The 23036-nt window shown below is 60.5% G+C and carries 17 protein-coding genes and 3 pseudogenes; 6 read left to right on the forward strand and 14 right to left on the reverse strand.

Going from position 1 to position 23036, the window contains the following annotated elements; genetic code table 11:
- Together QMG61_RS08940 and QMG61_RS08945 are read left to right on the forward strand one after the other, a co-directional pair.
- On the forward strand, positions 1-199 hold a 199-nt coding region (locus QMG61_RS08940), incomplete at its 5' end, for a hypothetical protein (protein ID WP_283493996.1).
- Positions 200-409: 210 nt separating this feature from the next.
- Positions 410-550 (forward strand): annotated as a pseudogene (locus QMG61_RS08945) (ATP-binding protein); the annotation flags it as partial.
- Positions 551-699: 149 nt separating this feature from the next.
- On the opposite strand, the gene QMG61_RS08950 reads toward QMG61_RS08945, so the two are convergent.
- From QMG61_RS08950 to QMG61_RS08970, 5 genes are all read right to left on the reverse strand, one after another.
- Complete coding sequence (locus QMG61_RS08950; RefSeq protein WP_283493998.1) at positions 700-2100, reverse strand: lipopolysaccharide biosynthesis protein; 1401 nt, start codon at positions 2098-2100, stop codon at positions 700-702.
- A 42-nt stretch (positions 2101-2142) separates the two neighbouring features.
- On the reverse strand, positions 2143-3150 hold the full coding sequence (locus QMG61_RS08955; RefSeq protein ID WP_283493999.1) for a TDP-N-acetylfucosamine:lipid II N-acetylfucosaminyltransferase family protein: 1008 nt from the start codon (positions 3148-3150) through the stop codon (positions 2143-2145).
- A gap of 106 nt (positions 3151-3256) precedes the next feature.
- Positions 3257-4384 carry a dTDP-4-amino-4,6-dideoxygalactose transaminase gene (gene rffA / locus QMG61_RS08960; protein ID WP_283494000.1) on the reverse strand — a complete coding sequence of 376 codons (1128 nt, stop codon included), beginning with the start codon at positions 4382-4384 and terminating at the stop codon, positions 3257-3259.
- On the reverse strand, positions 4381-5325 hold the full coding sequence (locus tag QMG61_RS08965; protein ID WP_283494001.1) for a GNAT family N-acetyltransferase: 945 nt from the start codon (positions 5323-5325) through the stop codon (positions 4381-4383). Before QMG61_RS08965 ends, rffA begins: the two co-directional genes overlap by 4 nt.
- A gap of 322 nt (positions 5326-5647) precedes the next feature.
- Positions 5648-6541 carry a glycosyltransferase gene (locus QMG61_RS08970; RefSeq protein ID WP_283494002.1) on the reverse strand — a complete coding sequence of 298 codons (894 nt, stop codon included), beginning with the start codon at positions 6539-6541 and terminating at the stop codon, positions 5648-5650.
- A 668-nt stretch (positions 6542-7209) separates the two neighbouring features.
- Between QMG61_RS08970 and QMG61_RS08975 the strand changes: the two are divergent.
- The 4 genes and pseudogenes from QMG61_RS08975 to QMG61_RS08990 all read left to right on the forward strand — a co-directional run.
- A pseudogene (locus QMG61_RS08975) lies at positions 7210-7989 on the forward strand (IS110 family transposase); the annotation flags it as partial.
- 272 nt (positions 7990-8261) lie between these two features.
- Positions 8262-9743 carry an IS21 family transposase gene (istA, locus tag QMG61_RS08980; RefSeq protein WP_283494081.1) on the forward strand — a complete coding sequence of 494 codons (1482 nt, stop codon included), beginning with the start codon at positions 8262-8264 and terminating at the stop codon, positions 9741-9743.
- Positions 9740-10471 (forward strand): IS21-like element helper ATPase IstB, encoded by a 732-nt coding sequence (istB, locus tag QMG61_RS08985; protein WP_283494004.1) that lies wholly within the window; start codon positions 9740-9742, stop codon positions 10469-10471. The genes istA and istB overlap by 4 nt, the downstream gene beginning before the upstream one ends.
- 194 nt (positions 10472-10665) lie before the next feature.
- Positions 10666-10977 (forward strand): annotated as a pseudogene (locus QMG61_RS08990) (transposase); the annotation flags it as partial.
- A 525-nt stretch (positions 10978-11502) separates the two neighbouring features.
- On the opposite strand, the gene wecB reads toward QMG61_RS08990, so the two are convergent.
- The 9 genes from wecB to QMG61_RS09035 are packed head-to-tail and all read right to left on the reverse strand — an operon-like array spanning position 11503 to position 22875.
- On the reverse strand, positions 11503-12624 hold the full coding sequence (gene wecB, locus QMG61_RS08995; protein WP_283494006.1) for a non-hydrolyzing UDP-N-acetylglucosamine 2-epimerase: 1122 nt from the start codon (positions 12622-12624) through the stop codon (positions 11503-11505).
- A 2-nt stretch (positions 12625-12626) separates the two neighbouring features.
- Positions 12627-13721 (reverse strand): polysaccharide biosynthesis C-terminal domain-containing protein, encoded by a 1095-nt coding sequence (locus QMG61_RS09000; RefSeq protein WP_283494007.1) that lies wholly within the window; start codon positions 13719-13721, stop codon positions 12627-12629.
- A gap of 5 nt (positions 13722-13726) precedes the next feature.
- Positions 13727-14782 carry a polysaccharide biosynthesis protein gene (locus tag QMG61_RS09005; protein ID WP_283494008.1) on the reverse strand — a complete coding sequence of 352 codons (1056 nt, stop codon included), beginning with the start codon at positions 14780-14782 and terminating at the stop codon, positions 13727-13729.
- The gene (locus tag QMG61_RS09010; protein WP_283494009.1) at positions 14772-16019 is read right to left on the reverse strand and encodes a glycosyltransferase family 4 protein; all 1248 of its coding nucleotides are present in this window, start codon (positions 16017-16019) and stop codon (positions 14772-14774) included. The genes QMG61_RS09005 and QMG61_RS09010 overlap by 11 nt, the downstream gene beginning before the upstream one ends.
- Positions 16016-18022 (reverse strand): NAD-dependent epimerase/dehydratase family protein, encoded by a 2007-nt coding sequence (locus tag QMG61_RS09015; protein WP_283494010.1) that lies wholly within the window; start codon positions 18020-18022, stop codon positions 16016-16018. Before QMG61_RS09015 ends, QMG61_RS09010 begins: the two co-directional genes overlap by 4 nt.
- On the reverse strand, positions 18022-19845 hold the full coding sequence (locus QMG61_RS09020; RefSeq protein WP_283494011.1) for a polysaccharide biosynthesis protein: 1824 nt from the start codon (positions 19843-19845) through the stop codon (positions 18022-18024). The genes QMG61_RS09015 and QMG61_RS09020 overlap by 1 nt, the downstream gene beginning before the upstream one ends.
- On the reverse strand, positions 19836-20819 hold the full coding sequence (locus tag QMG61_RS09025) for a beta propeller repeat protein (RefSeq protein ID WP_283494012.1): 984 nt from the start codon (positions 20817-20819) through the stop codon (positions 19836-19838). Before QMG61_RS09025 ends, QMG61_RS09020 begins: the two co-directional genes overlap by 10 nt.
- 8 nt (positions 20820-20827) lie before the next feature.
- Positions 20828-21433, reverse strand: coding sequence for an arsenate reductase/protein-tyrosine-phosphatase family protein (locus QMG61_RS09030; protein ID WP_283494013.1), 606 nt, complete (start codon positions 21431-21433; stop codon positions 20828-20830).
- Entirely contained in the window at positions 21433-22875 is a 1443-nt protein-coding gene (locus QMG61_RS09035; protein ID WP_283494014.1) for a tyrosine-protein kinase domain-containing protein, read from the reverse strand. Before QMG61_RS09035 ends, QMG61_RS09030 begins: the two co-directional genes overlap by 1 nt.
- Positions 22876-23036: the final 161 nt, after the last annotated feature.

The raw sequence follows: 23036 nt of genomic DNA on the forward strand, positions 1-23036 counted from the left end.
ACCACGCATGGCCAACGCCACCAAACCCCAGGTGGGCAGATCTGTTGGCCATGAGTGGGCAGTTTTCATGGCCACCAGCGGGCATTTCTACTGGCCGCCCGTGGGCAGATCGGATTGGCCATTGACACGGGTTGCGTGGTTCCGCCTCGAGGACCTCGGCGCCCTGGTGTGTTTTGTCAACTCGAACCCGGCCATTTGATCGCTAATTAACCAGCCACATCAGCACCGTTTCCGGCCATTTGATCACGGTGCCTGCAGCGGTCGGTTTTTGGGGTCGTTTCGTCGCGCTGAGCCGCGGCACTGGGAATCAGCTCAAGCACACTTCGATAGGCTCCTGAAAACAGCCCCCATTTTGATCGAGTGATGCGACGTTCGGTAGAAACCGCCCAGTTCGGATTGGCCATTGACATACGCCAAGAAGGACTGGCATCAGCGCCTGGGCTCCGGCGTTCACGCCGACGCGATCATGGACCGAATCGTGCACCGCACGATCTGGATCGAGACCGGCGGCACCAACATGCGCGAACACACCGCGGACAACGCGGCGTGACCCACGCCGGTGAGCGCGAGGCCGAACCGCCTGGCGCTCACCGGCAATACCCAGTGGCGCTGAAACGCAATATTCAGTGGCGCTCAACCGCAATAACTGGTGGCGCTCAAGGGGTCAAATACTCACTCGGTATAAACCTAGAGACGGTGTCACCTCGACACACTACGGTAAAGCGTGCGCACATCATCTCGCAGAACGACGAGACACGTGATTCCATAGGTTGCCCAAAGGACATTCACAAATAGACCCCCTCCCTCGCCGAGGAGGACTGACGCCAACGACAGCAACACGCCCGCGACGACCACGATGTACATGTAGTTGCGCCGGAATCTGCGCCAGAGGCGAGCCGACGCCTCAGTTCGGCCAATGAAGTAGACGAGGAAGGACAATGCGTTGGCCATGACCGCACCAGAAGCCCCGAGTTGCGGAGCCCATACGATGTTCAATACGAGATTGACCGAGAGCGCAAGAAGCGTCGTCCCCAGTGAAAACACTGTGCGTCGAGTAACGCTAATTCCTATCCCAGTCACCTCGGAAAGCGTGTAAAGGAGTGGCTGGACAACGGTGCACAGGATGAGAAATTTAACTTCTGAGTATGCCGACGGAAGGACAAAGTCCAAAACCCAAGAGAACGTTCCGCATAGGGCGAGCAATAGGACAACGATGACTAGTGCCTGCCGCGCGACCGTCTCAACACGTGCCATGTCAGCTCCGCGAGCGACCCACTTGTAGACGACTGGTGCCCAGATAGTGGAAAAGATGGCTTGGAAAATTGCAGCCACCCCGGCAACGCTCATTGCGACTGAATAGATTCCCACTTGTTCAAGATCCGACAACCCCCGAAGCACGAGCGCACTGGTGCCGCTCAGTCCCCAGTACGCCAGGCTCGTGACCATGAGTGGAAATCCGAAACGCAAGAGACTGTTCAGGGCTGGCGCCTGAGAGCGTGAACGCATCGCCGGGACCCATTCTGAACGAGTGATTCCCAGATACACGACTGCGACAGAGGCCGAGGCAACCAGAAGGGCCGTGGCCAGCCAGACGAAGTTGCCCCCGGGAATTGCGAACCCGGCGATAGCGACCAGCAATACAAAGACAGCCTTTGGAAGCAACTGGCTCAACGAAAACGCAACTGCCCGCTCCTGCATGCGCATTACGAGAGACAGTGGGCGCGAAACCACAGTGCAGGCAATGAGACCGAGAGTTATCCAAATGTAGAGCGCCTCGGGCACTCCGAAGAGCCAATTGGAAATTGTTGTCGAAAACGGGAGCGCGAAAACTAGAAGTATTACTAAGAGCAATAGACCAGGAGCAAAAGCTGCGCGCAACAGTGCGGCAACGTCGTCGGATTCATGAAACTCACGAACATATGCCTGGTCAAGGCCCAGGAAAACGACGAGAGACACAAGCGCGACGACTGTTTGGAGAATGTACAGGCGACCAACATCCTCGGGGGTATATATCCATGCCACGAGCGGGACCGTTACGATCCCGAACAGGCCCGCACCCAGGGGCCCAATGGCAAATTGGGCAATCGTTTGTCTTTTCATTTGCGGTTACATCCGGTCCCGCGCCGCGCGAACGTCAAGACGTCAAACTCCACGATCACAGTTGGGCTCCTCGATCATTCTGACCCACTGCTGGACCAGCCGCTCCCGGCTGAACACCTCCGACATCAGTCTGACATTCGACGCGCGGACTTCCGCTGGCAGTGGGGACACGTCGATTCCGTCTTCGAAAGCCGAGACAACGACACCCAGTGATTGAAAAAGATCCCACTGGGCCGTACTTCGGCGAAGATATACGCGCTTCCCCATCGATAGAAGCGATATCGTGTTGCCCATACCTTGCTGACGTCGATGGTTAAAGATCGCCACATCTATGGAGCGTAAGTACGTCTGATATTCGTCACTTGGCAGGAGGTTCACCATCGGAACGAATCTGCTCCCAAAGGACTTCTGCCCAGCGGTAATGACGGCTTCGCGATACGCGGCGTTCCCATACGACAGCGGACTGTATACCTGAACCGATGTTTCCGCTGTGGCCAATGCCTCGAATACTTCGAGGTGGAAATTTTCTGGATCCGCCGAGTTGCCAACCTGAATGCGGGTACCCGCCAGGGGTTTCTCCGTCTGGATGTCGTCGATTTGCACGGTGTTCCCCGTGTAGAGCAAGCAATCGTGCGCCGTTCCCCGAGCGCCGTACCATTCGCGGGCGAGATCCACGTCACCCTTGAGATAGGTCACCAAATGGCCGAACCGCTTAATCACAAACCGTCGTAGAGGTTCAATGATTCGTGAGCCGATTGATCGCTTGCGATGGCGGTACGCGTACAGATCGGCCCCCCAGATCAACCAGTAGCATTTGCTAAGCGCCCAGGGAGCCAGAGCAAGACTGACAGTCAAGCGTCCACCGGCAAGCCCGTGCACGAAGATGCGATCAGCCCGGCTAGCCAGACGGCAATATGTAAAGAACCATGATATTTGGTTGGAGCATGATGCCAGCGTGACACCCTTGGTCTTCGTCCAACGGTTGCTGCCGATTGTCTGCAGCACCACGTGGTTGGTATCCACGCCATCGAGTGTCGCGAAGAAATCCATTAGGCCTTCAGTGATGTGTGACCGCCCGACCACGTGCAGTACACTCACGGTCACTGCGACGCTCCCGGAATGCAACCATCGGTGACAGATTCACGATACGACTCGTTCACGAGGCAAAACTGCAAACGGCATCGACGACTTTGGAACGTACAGCGTTACTCATGCCATACCAAAGCGGAAGCCTAACAAGCTTGCTACTTTCGCTCGTCGTATAAATGTCTCGGCCGTGGAACCTCCCAAACCTCAAACCAGCAGGAGCCGTGTGAAGCGGAACATAGTGAAACACTCCCATGACGCCTTGGTCTGAAAGGTGGCGGATGAGCCTGGTCCGTTCCTCGAAACTCGACGTCTTTACAAAAAACATGTGCGCATTGTGGTCACGGGCCTCGTGCTCAGGGGGCAGCCCGAGCCCATGAGTGGCATTTTCCGAGAGCGCTTTGCGGTAGAAATTCCAAGTCTTGATGCGGTCCTGGGCGATGGAGTTGTAGGCCTCAAGCTGGCCCCAAAGGTAGGCGGCCTGAATCTCGGATGGAAGGTAGCTGCTACCCACGTCAACCCACGTGTATTTGTCCACTTGGCCCTTGAAGAAGGCCCTCCGATTTGTGCCTTTCTCTCGGATAATCTCTGCACGTTCGACGAGCTCGGGATCGTTCACTAGGAGCAGGCCACCTTCACCTCCGCTTGTGTAGTTCTTCGTCTCGTGGAAACTGAACGCACCCAAGTGCCCTATCGTGCCAAGGTGCTTGTCGCTGTGGACGGTGCCCATCGCCTGAGCCGCATCTTCAACCACCCAGAGGCCATTTTTCGCCGCGATTTCCATCACGGCTCCCATATCGCAGGCAACACCCGCGTAGTGGACCGGGACGATGGCCTTCGTGCGTGAAGTTATGGCGCCGTCAATCAATTGGGCATCAATATTCATTGTTGCTGGGTCGATATCGACAAAGACAATTTTCGCACCCCGCAACACGAATGCGTTCGCTGTGCTAACGAACGTGTAGCTCGGCATAATTACTTCGTCACCGGGCTCGATACCGATGAGGATCGCCGCCATCTCCAAGGCTTGGGTGCAGGAAGGCGTCAGGAGTGCTCGCCGAGTTGCCATATTCTTCTCGAACCATGCCTCACACAGATTCGAGAAGCGGCCGTCTCCGCTCATTTTGTCACTATTGATAGCCTCGAGAATGTACTTGTCTTCAAGGCCGGTGCGCGGCGGTCGATTGAACGGGATCATTTCGGTGGTGCCTCCGTTAGTGTCGCAAGTTTGCCTACAGCGCGAACGATCGCGACGGTCGCGTGTTTAGCGTCTCGCAAACACCCGACTAGGTATTGGGATTGTGCAAGAGCGCCTGGCACCGAGCGCATTACGAGGTCAAATTTCCCGGGAATCATCCCGTTCAAAACCACGACGTCCAGACTTGATCCCTGCAAGCTGCCCTCAGCATCAAAGCCCAGGCACTCTTGCAATGCATGCAAAATATCGTTGCCGGAGATGTGACGTTGGGTCTCCCAGTTATATACACGAAATGGAATTCCCGTGCGCAAAAGGGCGTTGACATGGAACGTGTCGTAGGCCGCATACAGTCGGAATCCCTCGCGGGTCCAAGCGCGTTGTACGGCGATGTTGGATATTTGAGTTGAGACGATGATCCGTGCAACGCCCTCTCTGCCTGCGTAGGACTTTGCAGCGCGCACGAGACTGCCGTATACGCCACGCCCTGTCCACGCGGGGTGCACTCCGTTCAAAACGATCTCAACCGTCTGTTCTCGGACCTCCAACGTCAAGAAACCGACGATTCGGTCTTGGATCCGTGCGAGGAGAACGTGACGATTTGCCGAATCGATAAAACCTACTGCCCAGTCCGCATAGCCTGCCGCGGCAAGAGCGGGATCAAAGTGCTCGTTGGCGGCATAGTGACTTGGATAGTCTTGGAACACAAGGTCTACTAGCGCAGAAAGCTCCTCGCTGTCTCCGGGTAATGCCCGGTCGATGAGAACGCCCTCGCTCGGGGTCACCGCGATTGCACGCTCCACGAGTGAACACTCGTAGTATACGAGAGTATCTGCATGCACTACAGGAAATCCCATGGCAGTGATTTCTTGCGCGAAGCTGCTCGGTCCCGCCGGCATCCGAACAATGGCCACATCGCAGTCTGCCGCGATCAGGTCGCGCACGAACTCTGTCGAGTCGAAACTAGCGACACTGGCGCGGAAGACTCGCAGTCCGAAACGCTCAGAGTCAAGCGCCGAGTATTTCAAGGCAGCACCATAGGGAGTCATACCACCCCGCTCTGACCCATATAAGTCGTTGAATCCTTCGACCCTATCTCGTATTGGGCGGAACACTCGCAAGCAATCGCGCGGGCCCTCGCATCGAACATGGAACCTCAGGCTTGATGCAGACCAACAGCTAGCGCCTTCTGCGGCAGCAGTGGACTGGCTGGTCGGTCGAGAGACTCAAGTGGCCATCAATACTGTGGCATGCCGCGGGGGCGGTTCAGCGTTCGACCTGGCTGTCGCATAATTGGTCGAACATGGAAAACAGGTGCGGACCGGCGGTGCGTACCTTCCACTCTTCGTAGGCCGCTCCGGCGCGCCTACGGTGAAGGCTCCTGGCAACCGCGCTATATTCCCCGTATGCACTGAGCGCGCCGACCCACGCCTCAACGGTGCGGTCCGAGACTACCCATCCGCCACCGCCCCGAAGCACTTCGCTCCAGGGTGTGTTGTCAGAACAAATAACGGGACAGGAAACTGACAGCGATTCCGCAATCACGTGACCGAAGTTCTCACCCGCAGTCGGCATCACCAGCACATCATGTTTAGAGAGGGTTTCGCGCACGTCCGCAGGCTGAATTGGTCCCCAGAATTTCACTTCAACGTTCGTCGGCAGGGCTCTGGCTGCCGTCCTGCAATCAGCAACATAACTGGCATCTTCCTCCGCCCCGTAGATATTCAGACGCACCGATTGATCGACGCGCGACAAGGCCCCCAGCGCAATCAAAAGCCCCTTGTGTTCAACCAACCGGCCCAAGAAGACCGCGTTCACTGGGCCGCCCAATGCCGGACCGGCTGGCGGTGCCTGAGCCACCTGTGGAAGCATGGTCTCGTTTTGGCTAATCAGAATGCGACTCTGATCTCCCCACACACTGCGAATATCGGCGGCTTCATGGTCTGAGGAGGCATGCCAGGTGACTCTTTTGTCAAAGGAGAAGCCGCGGTAGAGGCCGATGAAAGCTCGCTTCTTGAAGTTGCGTCGACCGAGAGCTCCCGCGCCAAACTCTCCCCTCGGGGCAATTATACGAATGGCACCGCCCCAAAAACCGACGCGCCAGAGGAACTGCGGGAGAATCGATAACCTGGCGTGGAAAAAGCTGTTGAAATAGAGCACATCCGGCCGCGTCCTACGCAACCGAATATAAGCATTCATGAGATCAACGGGCCTGTCCAGCGATGCGTAGTAGACGTCCCCACCCGATTTCTTAGTCCAGGCGTTCCGTTGTACCGCTAGCCGGCTTGAGGCCCCAAGGTCTTTGTCCGACGTGAGGACAGCAGCCGATACTCCATGTGGGAGCTTCTGAACGAGCGCCTCCGTCGAGCGGATCGGCCCGCCTCCTCTGTATGCCGGAGGAAAGAGCGGTGCGAACACTGCAACCCGCCTGGTATTGGCCGAGGCTCGCGCCCCGCTCACGCCCACTTCGGGCGCGCCCAGTCGCGCAAGTCGAACCCGCCAACGTTTTACCTTCATCGACCGCACTTGAAGCCCTCTCGCTATTATGTCTGACTGTGTCTTCGGGGCTATTTTTGAAAAGAGCGCCGGGACACGAGCCGCCGGCCTCGATCGACGCTCAGATGACTCAACTAGTCTGCGTGAGTTCATAGCGGAAGGCGAACTCGCCAAAGGCACCCCCTGGATCGGGCTTTCCAAGCTGGACGGCGCACTAATGCTAGACGATATGAGGGTGTCCGGCTCTTGAGGCTGGGGCCTCCGTTCAGATATACGTGGGTTACCGACCTTGGAGGGTTGGCCTATCCACAGCTGAATTTTGGAGGCCCCAGTTGACTCAATATCGTAGTTTCATTGGTCTGGATGTGCGCGCACGAACTATCGTCGGCAGCGCGTTGGACGTCGATACGGGCGAAGTCACCCGGCATCGATTCGGGTATGACCTGGCCGAGGTCGTCGCGTGGACCCGGTTGTTGCCGGGTCCGCAGATCGCAACGTATGAGGCCGGCCCGACCGGGTTCGGTCTCTACCGCCTGCTACTCGCCGCTGGCACGGAGTGTGTTGTGGCGGCGCCGTCGAAGTTGCAGCGCCCCAGCGGTGACCGGGTCAAGACCGATGCCCGGGACGCGTTCCATCTGATGCGGTTGATGCATCTGGATGAGATCACGGCGGTGAAAGTTCCCTCGGTCGAGGAAGAAACCGCCCGTGATCTCGTCCGCTCCCGGGAGGATACCCGACAAGACCTAATGAGTGCCCGGCACCGACTCTCGAAACTGTTGCTCCGGCACGGGTTCGTCTATGACGACGGAGCCGCGTGGACGCAGAAACACGACCTTTGGCTGCGTTCCCACCGGACCGGTGACCTCGCGTTCACGACCGCGTTCGATGCGAACTACGAAGCCGTGATCCAGGCTCTCGCCCGGCGCGACCGCCTCGGTGAGGCGATCACCGCGATGGCCGCGGATTCATCATTCACTCCGATGGTGAACCGCCTCGGCTGCCTGCGGGGTATCTCGGCGTTGACCGGGTTCGCCCTCGCGGTGGAGATCACGGACTGGCAGCGCTTCACCGGCAACACAATCGGCGCGTTCCTGGGCCTGGTGCCGTCCGAGTTGTGTGTGATCAACTCTTTGTAGGCCGTTTCGGCGCTGGATTCCTGCCAAGTTAGCGGCTGGTTTCCTGCCAAATGAGCGCTAAAAATCAGGCCAGCAAATCCCGCCCAAGAAATGGGGTTGGGGATGCGTAGAGATTGAGATCACCCGGCGGCCGTGGCCCTCTCCAAGCGATGGAGACATGGGCCCGCCACCCCCCGATAGGTTCCTAAAGGCGTGTCTACTGCCAAGCGGTCGCGCCGGAAGGAACCAGGAAGCAGATGACGGTACCCATGTCCGTGCAAGAAAATATCAGAACACTCGACTCCCACGGAATTGCGGGCCGAGAAATCGCCCGCCGGTTGGGAGTCAGCCGCGATGCGGTGGCGAAATACACGGGGCAACAGAACTATTCACCGAAACCACCGACACCCGTTCTGAGGCCAGCCGGGTCAGCCTTGACCGGGTTTGAAGACACCATTGAGACGTGGTTGGGCGAGGACCAACGCCGGCCGCGCAAGCAACGCCACACAGCCAAGCGGGTCTTTGATCGCTTGATGAACGAGGAGAACTACAGCGGCAGCTACTCCCCGGTGCAACGCTTCGTGCGGAAGTGGAACGACCAACACCGCCAGGCCGGTGAGGGCTTCACCGAGCTGGTTTGGCCGGCCGGCACTGCGCAGGTCGACTTCGGCCAGGCCGAGGCCATCATCGGCGGGATCCGCCAGATCCTGCACATCTTCGTCGTCACGTTCCCGTTCTCGAACATGCGCTTCGTTCAGGCCTACCGCGGCGAGACCGCCGAGTGCGTCTGCCACGGGCTGCGCACCGTGTTCGATCACATCGGCGCCGCGCCGCGACACCTGGTCTTTGACAATGCCACCGGCATCGGACGACGCGTCGGCACTAAGGTCGTCGAGACCAAACTGTTCGGCGCGTTCAAACTGCACTACCGATCCGAATCCCGGTACTGCAATCCGTACTCCGGAAACGAGAAAGGCAATGTCGAAAATGCGGTCGGGTTCCTCCGCCGAAACCTGATGGTCCCCGAGCCTGAAGCGGCGACCTTGCAGGGCCTGAACGAGGTGCTGATGACGCGGTGCCTGGCGTTGGGTGAGGCCACGCACTATCGGAAGGGCCTGCCGATCAGCGAGCTCTTCGCGCAGGACGTTGCTGCCAGTCTGGCGTTGCCCGGCGTGGGCTTTGACTCGGTGCGTTATGAGTCCCGCACCGCCGACAAGAAGGGCAACCTCCTCATCGACGGGAACACCTATGCGGCCGGTTCCTCCTTCCACAGCCGCACCCTCACGGTCGGGTTGCGCCACGACGTCGTCGAGATCCTCGACGAGCAGTCGACGCCCGTCCGTTCCTTCCCGAGGGCCTTCGGCCGACAGACGGAGACGATCTTCGAGCCCGCGGCGCTGCTGCCGTTGCTGGTGACCAAGCCCGGAGCCTGGAGCCATTCCCCGCTGCGGCCGTTGGTCCCCGAGCCGGTGCGCGACTGGCTCGACAACGCCACCGCCACCAATCGGCGCCGCCTGCTCAGTGCGGTCGAGGCCGCGGCGGGATCAGCCGGTTTCGACGCTGCCATCACTGCTGCTGACCTGCTCATCCAGCGCGGCGACACCCCCGAGATCGCCGCGTTGGGTATGCTCGCCCGGCGCCTGGCCGACGGCACCAGCCCGGCAGTGGAGAACGTGGACCTGAGTGTTTATGACATCTTCACCGCCGGAAGCTTCACCACCCTCAACGCTCTGACGGGAGAGATCGCATGACTCTGATCACTGCGCAGGACATCGTCGAGACCGGCCGTCAGGCATCGCTGACCCACAGCGTGCTGGTCGAATGGGCGGAGAAGGGCACTCCGAAACAACGCGAGTACCTCCACGGAATGCTCCTCGCCGAGCACGAATCCCGGCAAGCGTCACGCCGCCAACGCCTGCTGAGCGCCGCACGGCTGCCGGCGCTGAAATCGCTGACGGGTTTCGACTACTCGAGCGTCAAGTTCCCCGAGGATTACGGCCGGGAGGAGCTGACGTCGCTGGAATTCATCTCCCGGGCCGAAGACCTGGTCCTTTACGGCGATGTCGGGACCGGCAAAACCCACCTCGCCAGCGCGCTGATCGCCGCCGCCTGCCGTCAAGGAATCCCCGCACGCTTTTACACAACCTCGTCGCTGGTGATGCAGCTGCGCCGCGCCAAGGACGAAGGCCGCCTCGACCGGGAACTGGCCAACATAGCGAAAAACCAGATACTCGCAATCGACGAATTTGGCTACCTTCCGATCGACACCGAAGGCGCCCGGCTCCTGTTCCAAGTCATCGCCGATGGCTATGAAAAAAGAAGCCTGATCATCACCACAAATTTGGAGTTCTCGCGCTGGGGAACGGTGTTCGGCGACGACAACATGGCCGCCGCCGTCATCGACCGCATCGTCCACCACGGCCGCCTCCTCCAGTTCCGCGGCGAGTCCTACCGCGTCAAGCACGCCCTCATGAAATAGCCCCGGCCAGGCCCGGCCGGTCTCGAACCTGACGCCGATTGGGCCATCCCAACGCTACTCTGCCGCAGGTCAGCGCGACGAAACGACCCCAAAACCGACCGCCGCCGGCACCGTGATCAAATGGCCGGAAACGGTGCTGAAGTGGCCGGTTAATTAGCGATCAAATGGCCGGGTTCGAGTTGACAAAACACACCGAGTACTCCTCAGGCCAATCCCGGCAACTCGGCGGGATCACCAAGACCGGCAACTCGCATGCGCGCCGGCTCCTCGTTGAGGCCGCCTGGCAGCACCGTCGCGACTACTTGCCGTCGGCTCAGTCCGTGCTGCACGCCCGGTGGGAGAAAGCACCCGCCCCGGCGCGGCTCCGCGGCCAGGCCGGCAACGAGCGGTTGCATCACCAATGGGTCGCGTTCACCGCGAGGAAGAAGCGGCCCGTCATCGCGAACGTCGCCGTCGCCCGGGAACTCGCCGGCTGGTGCTGGTCCCTCGCCGTCATGGACGGATAAGTCCCCTCAGACCGCTGATCGCCCCGGACCGAAGTGACGACGAACACGATGGAGTGACCCGCTTTGCCGCTATGAGCAACCCGACCACTCGGTCGGGCGACGCCCGATTTCTAGACCTGCGGCTCCACTCCTGCCGAACACTTCGCCCTGCGGTATCCAACCCGCGTATATCAGCCTGACCGTGTGTCGAACAGACAAACTCGACCACTCCGGTCCCCGGCGACCAGCCTCCCCGCAGCACCCGAGACTCAGCCTCTCGTGTTCTGACGGGGAAGCGGGAAACTACGCCCGCGTCCCCGTCAGAACACGAACTATCAATCATCACGGGCGCCGCTCAAACATGCCCCCTTGACAAAAACCCCTACATATCAGCGGCCGGAGCACGGCGTAGAGCGAGGACGATTTGCGCCGGCCAAAAGGCCGTTCGCGTCTTCAGAGTCACGTCTCATGTCCTCGCGTTCAGCAAGGAGCGACCGTATGGAACGCAGCCCCAGCATCTCGGATTGTCGCTCCAGTGCTCGCCGATCACATACGCACCCCAGTGCGAGCGTGATGCGAGTGGGCAGTGGACCGGATGAAGCTGAGCACTCTCAACGACGTATCGGCAATCGCATAATCAGCTGGCACGCTTCCTCGGCTGGGCAGAGACATGACAATTCTGGATGCATCGAGGATGCCATCCAATGTCACTCCGGCCGTAATTATGTTGCCATTGTCCAGAGCTTCGGGCCGCTCAATAGTGTCGCGCAGAGTTACTGCGGGGAAGCCCAAAAGCGTTGCCTCTTCACTGATCGTGCCACTATCGGAAAGCACGAGCCGAGCTCCCTGCTGAAGCCTAATGTAGTCATTGAAACCAAAAGGCGCGTGGAAGGTGAGCCCAGCTTTCAGCGTGTCGGGCTGATTCTCAAGTCGCTTGCGTGTGCGCGGGTGTGTTGACACCAGCACAGGGAGCCCAAATTCTTTGGAGAGGCAGTTCAACGCGGCAAGGACCGAGCCTAGCCTCTCCGCGTTCTCCACATTCTCCTCACGGTGAAGACTCACCAAGAAGTACCCCCCCTCCGTGAGCCCCTGCCGATCGAGGACATCGCTCGCCGCGATCCTCGCCGCATTTCCTTCCAAGACCTCGCGCATTGGGGAACCTGTGAGCAAGATCCTAGAGGGGTGAATGCCTTCCGAAAGCAGGTTGCGCCTGGCATGCTCTGTGTAGACGAGGTTGTAGTCGGCCACATGATCGACTAGGCGACGGTTTGTCTCCTCCGGTACGTTCTCGTCGAAACAACGGTTGCCTGCTTCCATATGATATACAGGCACCTTGAGCCTCTTAGCAATCACAGCAGAGATGCAACTGTTAGTGTCTCCCAGGACTACCATCGCGTCGGGTTTCTCTTGAAGAATGACCGCCTCCGTGTTTATCAGGATTGAGCCGAGAACCCTGCCGAGCGAAGACGTGTCCGCGCCGAGAAAATGGTCCGGACGCCGAAGCCCAAGGTCCTCAAAGAACACTTCGTTTAGCTCATAGTCGTAGTTTTGCCCTGTGTGAACCAGCACATGGTCCGTGTGAGAGTCGAGCATTTTTATCGTCGCCGCCAACCGGATAATCTCCGGGCGCGTGCCCACGACAGTTAGCACTTTGAGTCGATTGGCCATGATTACACTGCCTCCGCGATCGTGTCGGGCGCTTCTGGATTGAAAATATCGTTGCTCCAAAATGAAGTGAAGAGGGGCTCTGCGCCCGTGTTGGTGATCTTGTGGGCCCACATCGTGGGCATATCGATTGCAGCTGGCTCGCCCCCACTTACCGCGAATGTAAGAACCTCATCACTGAATAGTCGACGAAGGGAAATCGTGCCGACCCCACTCAGGACAGTGAAGCGCTCAATCTTTCGACGGTGAAAGTGACTACCGCGGCTGATCCCAGCCGCAGTAGTGGAAAATGACGACTGGCCGGTTCCACCGTGCGACCGAATGATCTCGAAGAACGAGCCGCGGGAATCCGCGTGCCGTGTCAGATGCACTGGTGCTTGCTTTGGAAACGTGAACGAGCGGTAAGTGTTGAAAAGATTCCGACTGAAGTCCTCTGCGACGTCAGGAATCTCCCCACGATTGTAGTTCGCAGCCATTGCCGTCAGCCGGCGAAGGAGACCGCTCACCGTCTCGCGAGACTCCAGGACTTTACCTTCTTCTGTTGTCGTCGCGCCGATCAGGAGGTCTGCTGCATCCTGAGCGTGTAGAAGCGTGAGTTCCGAGTCGCTGTCTACCGAAGGCTGCACGCCATTCGCGAGAAGCTGGCAGAAGGTCGCTGTGACTGAGTTATAAAAGGGCCGCCCATGCTCGCCGAAGAGGTTGGGTAGGCGGACATCTTGAAATTCTGCCCCGACCGAATCCGCTGCGGCGCGGAGGATATCTGCGGCGGTCGACTTCGAATCTCCGTAAACGCTGGAATTCGTTGACTGCGTCGAATTTGCGAACACAATCGTGGAAGGCGGCACGTTTGCGCAGCCAACCGCCTCGGCTATCTGGCTGGCAAAACGTAGATTCCCCTCCCGAACCTCGTCATCTGTGCCGCGGTTCACACCTGCCAGGTGAATCAGACGACTCGATCCGTCGAGTGACTTTATCGCGCTGTCCTGGTCGTATGTGGCGCCCATGGAGATTGCCCGTGCGTCAACCTCGTGCTCCCGGAGAGCTGCACGAACGTGAAAACCAAGGAAGCCATTTGCCCCGGTGAGTGCAACATCTTGCATTGGAATTAGTTCATCCCGCCGAGAGGCAGGCCGGCAGCAGTGAGCTCGGCCCGAATTTCCGGCAGGGTCAAGAGCAGGTTCTCCACGGCGGACACTGACATCCGGTCCACGGTGTGGGAGTCGTAGTCGTCATATTGAGCCTGTTCGGTGTCCCCCTCTTCCACATAGATGCTGTAGTTCAGATCCCGGTTGTCTGCCTGGATTCGGAAGTAATCTCCCATATCGCGCGCGCGGGACAGTTCCTCCCTGCTCGCGAGCGCCTCAGAAAGCTTTTCTGCGTGCCGAGTACCAATGACGTCAATCTGACTCGGCGACTGGAACAGGTTAATTGTGGCCTGAGCCAGATCCCGCACGGTGCACGATTGAGCCTTGCGAATAAACAGATCGCCCTGATCGGCGTTGTGAAAGGCAAACTCAACAAGGTCGACGGAGTCGGCGAGTGACATCATGAAGCGGGTCATGTCCGGATTCGTGACCGTGAGGTTCTTGCCAGCCTTCAGCTGACGAATGAAAAGGGGGATCACGGAGCCCCGAGAGTACATTACATTCCCGTAGCGTACGGCCGATACGGTTGTCTCGGCATTTGGATTATTCAGGCCATAGGACTGCGCCACTTTCTCCATCATCGCCTTGCTCATACCCATCGCATTGACCGGGTAAACCGCTTTGTCCGTGCTCAGGCAAACGACCGACTTCACTCCGGCGCGATCGGCAGCCCTCACGACGTTTTCGCTGCCCATGACGTTCGTGCGGACAGCCTCCATCGGGAAGAACTCGCACGACGGCACCTGCTTGAGAGCGGCGGCGTGAAAGACGTAGTCGACGTCGCGCACGGCGCGCTCGACGCTTAGGTAGTCACGAATGTCTCCCACGTAAAAGCGAACGCGGGGGTCGGCTATTTCGTGTCGCATGAGATCCTGCTTCGCCTCGTCCCTGCTGAGAATGCGAATCTCAGCGACGTCGCGTGTCAAAAGCTTCTCCGTCACGGTGTGACCGAATGAGCCGGTGCCACCCGTGATCAGAATGCGCTTTCCCTGGTATTGGTTCTGGCTAGTACTCATTTATCGCTCCCGATAGTGCTTCAACAATTTTGTGCGCCGCGACCTTCGCGGATAGGTTCCGGTCATAGAAGTTCCGTCCGCTGGCAGCCATTCTCTGCCGATCCTGCGGAGACATGTCAGCCATTGACTCGACCAAGTGCGCAAGTCCCGCCGCGTCCCCGGGATCAACGATGAGGGCTGCCCCCGAAGCGACCAGAAGCTCGGCGCCATCACCGGCAATCTGTCCGATGATCGGCACCTCAGACGCCAGGAGAGAAGCAATTTTGCTTGGCGTGGTGTGCCTGAGAAATGCGGACGCGGCTAGGGACACAAGTTGGGCGTCGGCGGTCGCCATCATCTCGGGCACCGATTCTTTGGGAATGCGACCCACGAATTCAACGCTGGACAGCCCGCGATCCGCAGCATCCCGTTCCAGCCGTCCCCGAGCAATACCGTCACCGACGATCACAAAACGAATCTCTGGACGCGCCTTCAGGATCCAAGCTGCGTCCAGCAGCGTCTCCAGGCCCTGGACTTCGCCGATCGCCCCGACATACATCAATGTAAAGGTGTCTCGATCGATGGCCGATTTCTTAGCCTCTCGATAGACCGAGACGGGCCGGAAAAGCGTCTCATCCGTTGGATTCGGAACGTAGGTAATCTTGGCGGGTGAGATATTTGGGTTGCGACTGAGAATGACATCCCGAACGCTCGGCGAGATGATGCCCACTGCCGCGGAGCGGTCCTCCGTTAGACGCACGATGCGCCGAATTACAGCCGCGGCACTCAATCCGACCACTCCGCCGGGAAACATTCCGCTCTCAATCAGAGAGTCCGGCCAAAGGTCCTGGACGTGGAGGAAATAGGGCACTCGTCCGCTTCTAGTGTGTGTAAGCAGAGGCAGACTGACCGTCACCGGTGAGTTGTAGACCCAGACTGCGTCAACGTCACGCAAAGCCGACCGGCCGAAAGCGGTCGCGGAAGCCGCAAAACTCGCATAGTTCGCAAGGCGTCCCGAGGCAGAGGAATTGTGGTTCGGAAAAAGGGGAACGCGGGAAACGGCGATGTCGCCGACATTCGAGACTCGGCCAATCCGCTGACGGAATCCTGGATAAACTTTGCCTTCGGGATAGTTTGGATATCCGGTCAGAACGGTGACCTCGTGCCCGGCGCGGGAAAATTCACGGGCAAAGACCCCCGGGATGGCGGCGGGCCCCGGTTCAGGGTCAAACCACTGTGACAAAATGCCGATCTTCAATGAAGTCTCACCGACGCTCCCGAGAAAACTTCCGCTATGTGGGAATTCTTCTCCAGCCCAACGGACTGAGCCCATGCGGCTTTCTGATCCTGACCGAGCCACATGAGCTCTATGCGCCGAACGAGGCCATTGACTGGGGACGCAACCGCACCGACCGCGTAGCCGACGGCGATCAACGCCCTACAAAATAACTCAGGTAATCGCATTGGCACTCGACCCCCTGCGATTTCAAGAACGGACGAGGTCGTCATTCCCTCCCACGGTTGTAGAACGATTGTCGGCACGGGAGTCGGAAAACAGCCAACGCTGGCAAGGAACTCCACGAGGCCCCGAACAGAGCTCACAACAGTGGGCCTGTCGCCCGGGCGTGCGACTGATGCCGCCCGGGATTGCGCAAGTCGGCGGAGACGCCCCGTGGTGGCGCGGCCCTCCCCCTGCACGGAGGTGGCACGAACGATCACCACCTCCGTATTCCCTGACTCGCTGAAGCAATCCAGCAGAAGGGACTCGCCCAATGCTTTTGATTCCGAATATGGGGAGAACGGACTCGTCGCCGTCGTCTCGTCCAGGACCTCGCGCCTGCCTTGGACCGCGGCCGAGCTGATGTGGATCATCCTATGCACCTGGGCGAGCTCCGCAGCTCGGAGAACCGCTGCGGGGAGGAGCGCGTTCGCCCCAAAAAGAGCTTCGCCGCCACGCGCGTCCGGTGACGCGAGACCTGCCGCGTTCACAACTACGTCGAAATCTCTCAACGTGTCCGCCAAGGAAACGATCGATTCCTGATTCTCGCGCAGCCTGGCCTTGGCCTCCGGCGTGGTGACGTTGGGATTAAGCCGAAGCCTTGGCGCAGTGACACTGACGGCGTGGACACCCTGCTGGCGCAGACCCTCAATAAGGGAGGAACCGATGAAACCGGTGCCGCCTATAACTACCCAGCGAAGCGAAGAATGACCGACAGGCGGTGCCGGCAGCGCGGCAGGCACCGTAGTAGCCTCGTACGATGCCTCGTTATCTGAGGCCTTCGCAGCCAGCAACCGCGGCAACGACAGGTAGCCGACGGCGACCAAAATGATCCCAACGATGGCTGCAGCCGACACTGCAATCGAGTGGAAGAGGCTGAGCAGGCCCAGCGCGCCTGTGGCCAGCGTGGCCGCCGTGACGATGACCGCGACGACTAGATGCGGCAATCCTGCATCGGTAAGTTTCTGGTAAGTGTGAGAACGATGAGCCTGCTGCCACTCTTCTCCGCGCAGGACGCGTCTGACCAGAGTCGACGTGGTATCAGCCAGATAGATCCCCAGTGGTGCGAGTACTGCAATCGTCGGCGTGCCATTCAGTACTGCGGCAATGACGATCGTTCCAATAGCGCCACCAAGCAAATAACTCCCCACGTCTCCGAGGAACATACGCTGTCGAGCTAGGTTCCACGGCAGGAAGGCAAGAAACGCAACGGCGAGCACCAGCCCGACTCCGATGAGCCAGGGTTGGTCGGTCAACAGTCCGATGATGGCGAATATAGACCCAACGGTTGTGCCGTGAAGGCTTGAAATTCCGTTGATTCCATCCATGAAGTTTGCAGCGTTGGTGTAGCCAGCGAACAGCAAAGCCCCAACTGGCACCCACCACAGATCCGCCTGGAAGATCCACACGAGCGCGAATGTAGCGCCGGCGCCCAACACCATTTGTGCGCCAGCACGAACAACAATCCTCACGCCTCGAAGATCCTCTAGAAGCCCGAGAGCACCGACGGCAGCGCCGGTCACGCCGATCACGAGAAGGTGTGGCATCTGTGATCCCCCAGTGGTAGCCAGCACCGCCACGCCGATCAGGAACCCGAGAAGTGGCGCCAGGCCCGCCCCGCGAAGGACTGGATCCGAGTGCGACGAGCGCTCATTTGGAAAATCGATGACTTTCATTTTGGCGAGTAGCGGTCGTATGGCAAAGGGCGCGGTGATGCTCACGATCAGGGAAGAGCCAATCGCGACCAGATCTGGGGCTGCCATCAGACAGCTGACCCCAAAGTGGCCGAGTAGCTTTCGTTGCACCTTTCCGCCCAGCGGGCCCTATCGAGGCGATTCGGATGGATAGGTGCGATTGAGGCGTGAGAAATTTTCGGGTGGATCGGTCGCTCATCCGTTTCGTTTTCGCCGATGAGTTCTTCGTGAAGCTTTTCCCCCGGGCGGAGGCCGGTATAGACGATCTCAATCTCTTTGCCCGACATCTCGATCATGCGCTGGGCGACGTCGAGAATGCGCACCGGTTCGCCCATGTCGAGGATGAGCACCTCGGCGGGGCGGCCGATGCCGCCGGCCTGGATGACGAGCTGGCACGCTTCCGGGATGGTCATGAAGAAACGGGTCACGTCTGGATGGGTGATCGTGAGCGGGCCGCCAGCCTCGATTAGGGTGGTGAAAGTGGGCAGCATCGAACCGCGGCTGCCGATGACATTGCCGAAACGCACGGATAGATACGCGTGCTCAGACTGCTCAGCGGCCCACGCGGTGAGCTTCTCCGCCACTCTCTTGGAATGGCCGAGCACGCTGGTGGGGTTCGCGGCCTTGTCGGTGGAGATGTTCACGAATGTGGTGACCCCCGCAGCCTGGGCGGCCTCGAGCACGTTGAGTGTACCGAGCACGTTCGTCTTCCATGCCTCGTCGGGGTATTGCTCGAGCATGGGCAGGTGTTTGAGGGCTGCAGCGTGGAACACGACATCGGGCCTGCGCTCGGTGAAAATGTCCTTGAGCGCCTGGGAATCGCGAATGTCGGCCAGCACGACGTCCTTCGTGTCGAGGAGACCATGACCGAGAATCGAGATCTGTGTGCTTTGGAGACCGGTTTCGTCTCGGTCAAGCATGATAAGTTCGCTCGGGCCGAATTTGTTGATCTGCCTGCACAGTTCCGAGCCGATGGACCCACCGGCACCCGTGACGAGCACCCGCTTGCCCGCGAGGTAGCCGGCAATCGAGGCGACGTGAGTGTCGACCGGGTGACGACCGATCAGGTCTTCGATTGCAATATCGCGAAGATCGTTAAGGCGGGCCTTTCCGTTGAGCAGGTCTTCAAGCGGCGGCAGCACCAACACTTTGAGGTGGGCGACCTTCGCCGCGTCGTTGATTTGACGCAACAACGTGGCATCGGCCCTGGCGATCGCCACGACCAGCGTTGTTGCTCCGGAGGCTTGGGCCGCTGCGGAAAGCGAAGCGCGCGAACCGAGGACGCGAACTCCGTGAAGCCAGAGATTGCGCTTGAGCGGATCGTCGTCGATGATGCCCACCGGAAGGAAGGGCGAGTTTCGGTCGGTGGTCATCCGGCGGGCGATAGACGCCCCCATGTAACCGGCACCGAAGATGAGGGCCTTCTGGATGTCGTCTGTGCGGACCATCGACCGTTCGACCAACAGCCGCTTGATGTATCGCACACCGCCCATCAGAACGAAGGCCATCGGCAGGGCGATGAAAACGGTGCTGCGCGGAATGCCTACCACGGTGCCAGCGACCGCGATCGGGAGCCCCAGCACGACCGTCGCGACCAGCACTACGCCAAGTAGCGCACGCACCTCGGCAAAGCTCCCGTAGATGTGGCGCCCCTGGTAGAGGTGGTACACGCCCCCCGCGAAGAATTGAACCAGGCTGGCGGCCGCGAACAACGCCAGGAGCGGTATCACCGCAATACGTTGCAGCTCGAATTCATAGCGAAGAACCTCGGCCACGAACAAGGCGACCCCCCAGGCGCCCGCATCGAACGCATATTGCGTTCCGAACCGCACCAGAGGCACCGAACCGTGAAGCTCCTGCATCCTGGTGGTCGCGAAGTCACTTATTGCCATTCTGATCCCCCATTACTTGACCTGCTCACAACATCCCCCGCCCACAACCACACGATTCCGTCGGTGCTGGCGACCGCCACGTCGCCCGGGTTGAAGGCGCCTTCACGGCACCCGCCCGGGGTGAGTGCGCCGTCGAGTGCTTCGGGTGTCGAGAATACCTGAGCCCCCGCGCAGCCCGGTTGATTGGCGGCCACCACGATGTAACCGTCGGCGCTGACGTTGATGTTCGCGGCACCGGGCAGCGGGCTTCCTGGCCCCCAGGTTGCACCCCCGTCGCCGGTGCGAAGAAGGGTTCCATTAGAACAGAGTGCGGCGCCGACCGTGTCACTGCGCGGGGCCAGAGCGATGACCGTGGGGCAGGATGCGGGGAAGGACCCGGCCGGGCTGTGCACGACGGCCCGGTTCGCGGGGTCGACGTACCAGTTGGCGGCAACGCGGTCGGGGTACTCCTGCCACGCATCGCCGGCCACATACGTCGTCACGCGCTGCGGTGTGCAGTCCGAGGCTTTGAGCGTCACCAATGACACCTGCGACTTGCTCATGATGTCGATGGCGAGCACGGAGGAGGCGTCGGTGCCGGCCGAGGCGTCGAACCCGTTCCAGGTGGCACCGTCGTCGGTGGTCAGCTCAGGGTTGGCCGTCGTTGCCGGGCAGGCGCCGGTGGTGGCGCGCCACGCGGTCGACGCGTCGAGGGCGGCGAGGATGCGGTTGGGGGCCTGGGTCTCGACTGCGGCCGGCGCGGTCTCGACCGGCGCGACCACCGGAGGGTTGGTCCCGACAGGCTCAACCACCGCGGGGTTGGTCTCGACGGGCTCGACCACCGCGCCCGCGTTAGCGGGTGGCTTGGAGTCGGTGAGTGCGAATGCCACCAGGGCGACGTCGAAGATCAGGAATGCCGCCAGGCCGGCAATGAGCAGGCGTCGCCGAAGACGGTTGTCCCGGTTCTTGCGACTCATTGTCTTGAAGGCGGCCATGAAGTGTCCTAGACCTGCCCGACCGTGGCGGCGCTACGGAACAGGGCGACGACCGCGTTGACCGCGGGCACGAGCTGCTGCGCGGACTCAACGTAGACCTCGTCGCTGCGGCGGTACGGGTCGATCACGTCGTCATCGTCGGCGGAAACGGGCGGCGCTACGGCGCCGCGCTGGGAAGCCGCGAGGCCCACCAGAGTGGAGAAGCGCCCGACCACATCGTCGAGAGGCAACGCGGCGGCCTCCTCGAGGTCGTCGTCGGTGAGCTCGCTGATCAGCCTCGCGAATTCGCGAATGGTGAAGGTGTAACGGATGGCGCGGGGCACGAGTTCCACGATCGCTCGGCGATGCTCACGCGACATGGCGAACACCAGATCTGCGGTGGCCAGGTGCTCTTCGGTGAGCACCTGGGCGACGTGGTTCGACGGGTCCCCGCCGAAGTGGCGAGACAGGTCCGCGGCTTGCGGCGGCATGCCCTGCCCGGTTAAACCGATCGTTCCGGCACTGGCCAGTTCGACCTCGGGCCAGGCCGCCAGACCAACGCGCAGGAGTTGCTCGGCCAGTGGCGAGCGACAGATGTTGCCCGAGCAGACCGTGAGAATGGAGAAGGTATTCACTAGGCGGTTCTCCGGCGTGCCTTGCGGAAGCCACCGCGCACTGCGGGGGCCGCAGCATCCGCGGCGAGCTCTTCTTCGTGCACCGCGCCATAGCTGTACTGACCGTAGCCGTAGGAGTCCGGGCCCCTGGTGGGCAGCATGGTGATGACGATACCGACCAGTCGGCTGCCGGCGCGCTCGAGCGACTTCACCGCGCTGGCCAGTTCGTTGCGCTTGGTGCGGCCGGAGGCGACCACCATGATGGCGCCGCCGCAGAGCTTGCTCAGCACGGCGGCATCCGTGACCAGCAGGAGGGGCGGGGCGTCGATGAGCACGACGTCGAACTCGCTGGTCAGCGCAGCGAGGGTGCGGGCCATGGCGGCAGAGCCGAGCAATTCGCTGGGGTTCGGGGGTACGCGGCCGCTGGGCAGCACGAACAGTTTGTTCTTGCCCCACTTCTGCAGCACATCGGCGAGTTCGGCCCGGCCGATGAGCACGTCGGTGAGGCCGACGCCACCCTCGATGCCCATGTACTCGGCAACGCGGGGCAGGCGCAGGTCGCCGTCGATGAGTGCCACGCGGGCGCCGGTCTCGGCGAGGGCGATGGCCAGGTTGGCCGACGTGGTGCTCTTGCCCTCGCCGGGCACCGAGCTGGTGACCACGAAGCTGCGCGGCCCACCCTCGATGTTGACGAACTGGAGGTTGGTGCGCAGGCTACGGAACGACTCGGCCCGGGGGTTCTTGGGGTCGGAGTGCACGACCAGCGGGCGCAGGCGAGCGTCGGGGTCGTTCGTGATGCCGCCGAGCATCGGCGTGTCGGTGACCAGTTCGATGTCGTGCAGGCTGTGGATGCGGGTGTCGAGCACGCTGCGGAGCACGGCCAGACCGATTCCGAGAGCCAGGCCGACGAGCAGGCCGAGAGCGATGTTCATCGGCACGTTGGGGCTGGCCGGCTTGGTGGGAACAATCGCCGGCTGAATGGTCTCGATCTTGACGGGGCTGGCCGCCTCACCGTCGGGCTTCTCGAGCCGGTCGACGACGATTTTGCTGAAGTTCGCGCCGACGGAGTTGGCGATCTTGGCGGCGAGCTCAGGGTCGCTGTTGCTCACCGTCACGTCGATGAGCACGGTGTTCAGCGGAGACGAGGAGGTGACCGTGGACGCGAGTTGCGACGCGGTCATGTCGAGGTTCAGTTCCTTGATGACCTCGTCGAGCACGATGGCACTGTTGACGACGTCGACGTAGGAGGTGACGGCCTGGCGGGCGAAGCTCGTGCCCTGAAGCAGGTCGCCGGTGGCGGCACCCGCGGCAGCCTGAACGGAGACGTAGAGCTGGGTGGTGGCGACGTATTTCGGAGTGGTGGCGATGGATGCGCCCGCTGCGCCGGCGATGCCGAAGAGCGTGAGGGCGAGAATCAGGGTCCAGCTTTTGTGGAAAATCCTGATGTAATCCTTGAGCTCCACGCGCGTTCCTCCGGTACTTGGGCAGAGAGGAACCGCTGAAATTGCCTTTTCCCCGTCATCATCTTTGCATACGGCTAGATAAGGGTACCCCCCATGCGGGGTCCGAAGTTTCCTCGTTTTGTTTGGGTCTTGTGGCTTCGTGCCCCTGAGGCAAATTTATC

Origin of the sequence: Cryobacterium sp. PH31-AA6 (genome assembly GCF_030063195.1) — a bacterium.
Taxonomy (GTDB): Bacteria; Actinomycetota; Actinomycetes; order Actinomycetales; family Microbacteriaceae; genus Cryobacterium.

Excerpts from the sequence above, each read along its gene's own strand:
- QMG61_RS08950 (WP_283493998.1), bottom strand. The coding sequence starts at position 2,100 with ATGAAAAGACAAACGATTGCCCAATTTGCCATTGGGCCCCTGGGTGCG.
- QMG61_RS08955 (WP_283493999.1), bottom strand. The coding sequence starts at position 3,150 with ATGGATTTCTTCGCGACACTCGATGGCGTGGATACCAACCACGTGGTG.
- rffA (WP_283494000.1), bottom strand. The coding sequence starts at position 4,384 with ATGATCCCGTTCAATCGACCGCCGCGCACCGGCCTTGAAGACAAGTAC.
- istA (WP_283494081.1), top strand. The coding sequence starts at position 8,262 with ATGTCCGTGCAAGAAAATATCAGAACACTCGACTCCCACGGAATTGCG.
- istB (WP_283494004.1), top strand. The coding sequence starts at position 9,740 with ATGACTCTGATCACTGCGCAGGACATCGTCGAGACCGGCCGTCAGGCA.
- wecB (WP_283494006.1), bottom strand. The coding sequence starts at position 12,624 with ATGGCCAATCGACTCAAAGTGCTAACTGTCGTGGGCACGCGCCCGGAG.
- QMG61_RS09000 (WP_283494007.1), bottom strand. The coding sequence starts at position 13,721 with ATGCAAGATGTTGCACTCACCGGGGCAAATGGCTTCCTTGGTTTTCAC.
- QMG61_RS09005 (WP_283494008.1), bottom strand. The coding sequence starts at position 14,782 with ATGAGTACTAGCCAGAACCAATACCAGGGAAAGCGCATTCTGATCACG.
- QMG61_RS09015 (WP_283494010.1), bottom strand. The coding sequence starts at position 18,022 with ATGGCAGCCCCAGATCTGGTCGCGATTGGCTCTTCCCTGATCGTGAGC.
- QMG61_RS09020 (WP_283494011.1), bottom strand. The coding sequence starts at position 19,845 with ATGGCAATAAGTGACTTCGCGACCACCAGGATGCAGGAGCTTCACGGT.
- QMG61_RS09025 (WP_283494012.1), bottom strand. The coding sequence starts at position 20,819 with ATGGCCGCCTTCAAGACAATGAGTCGCAAGAACCGGGACAACCGTCTT.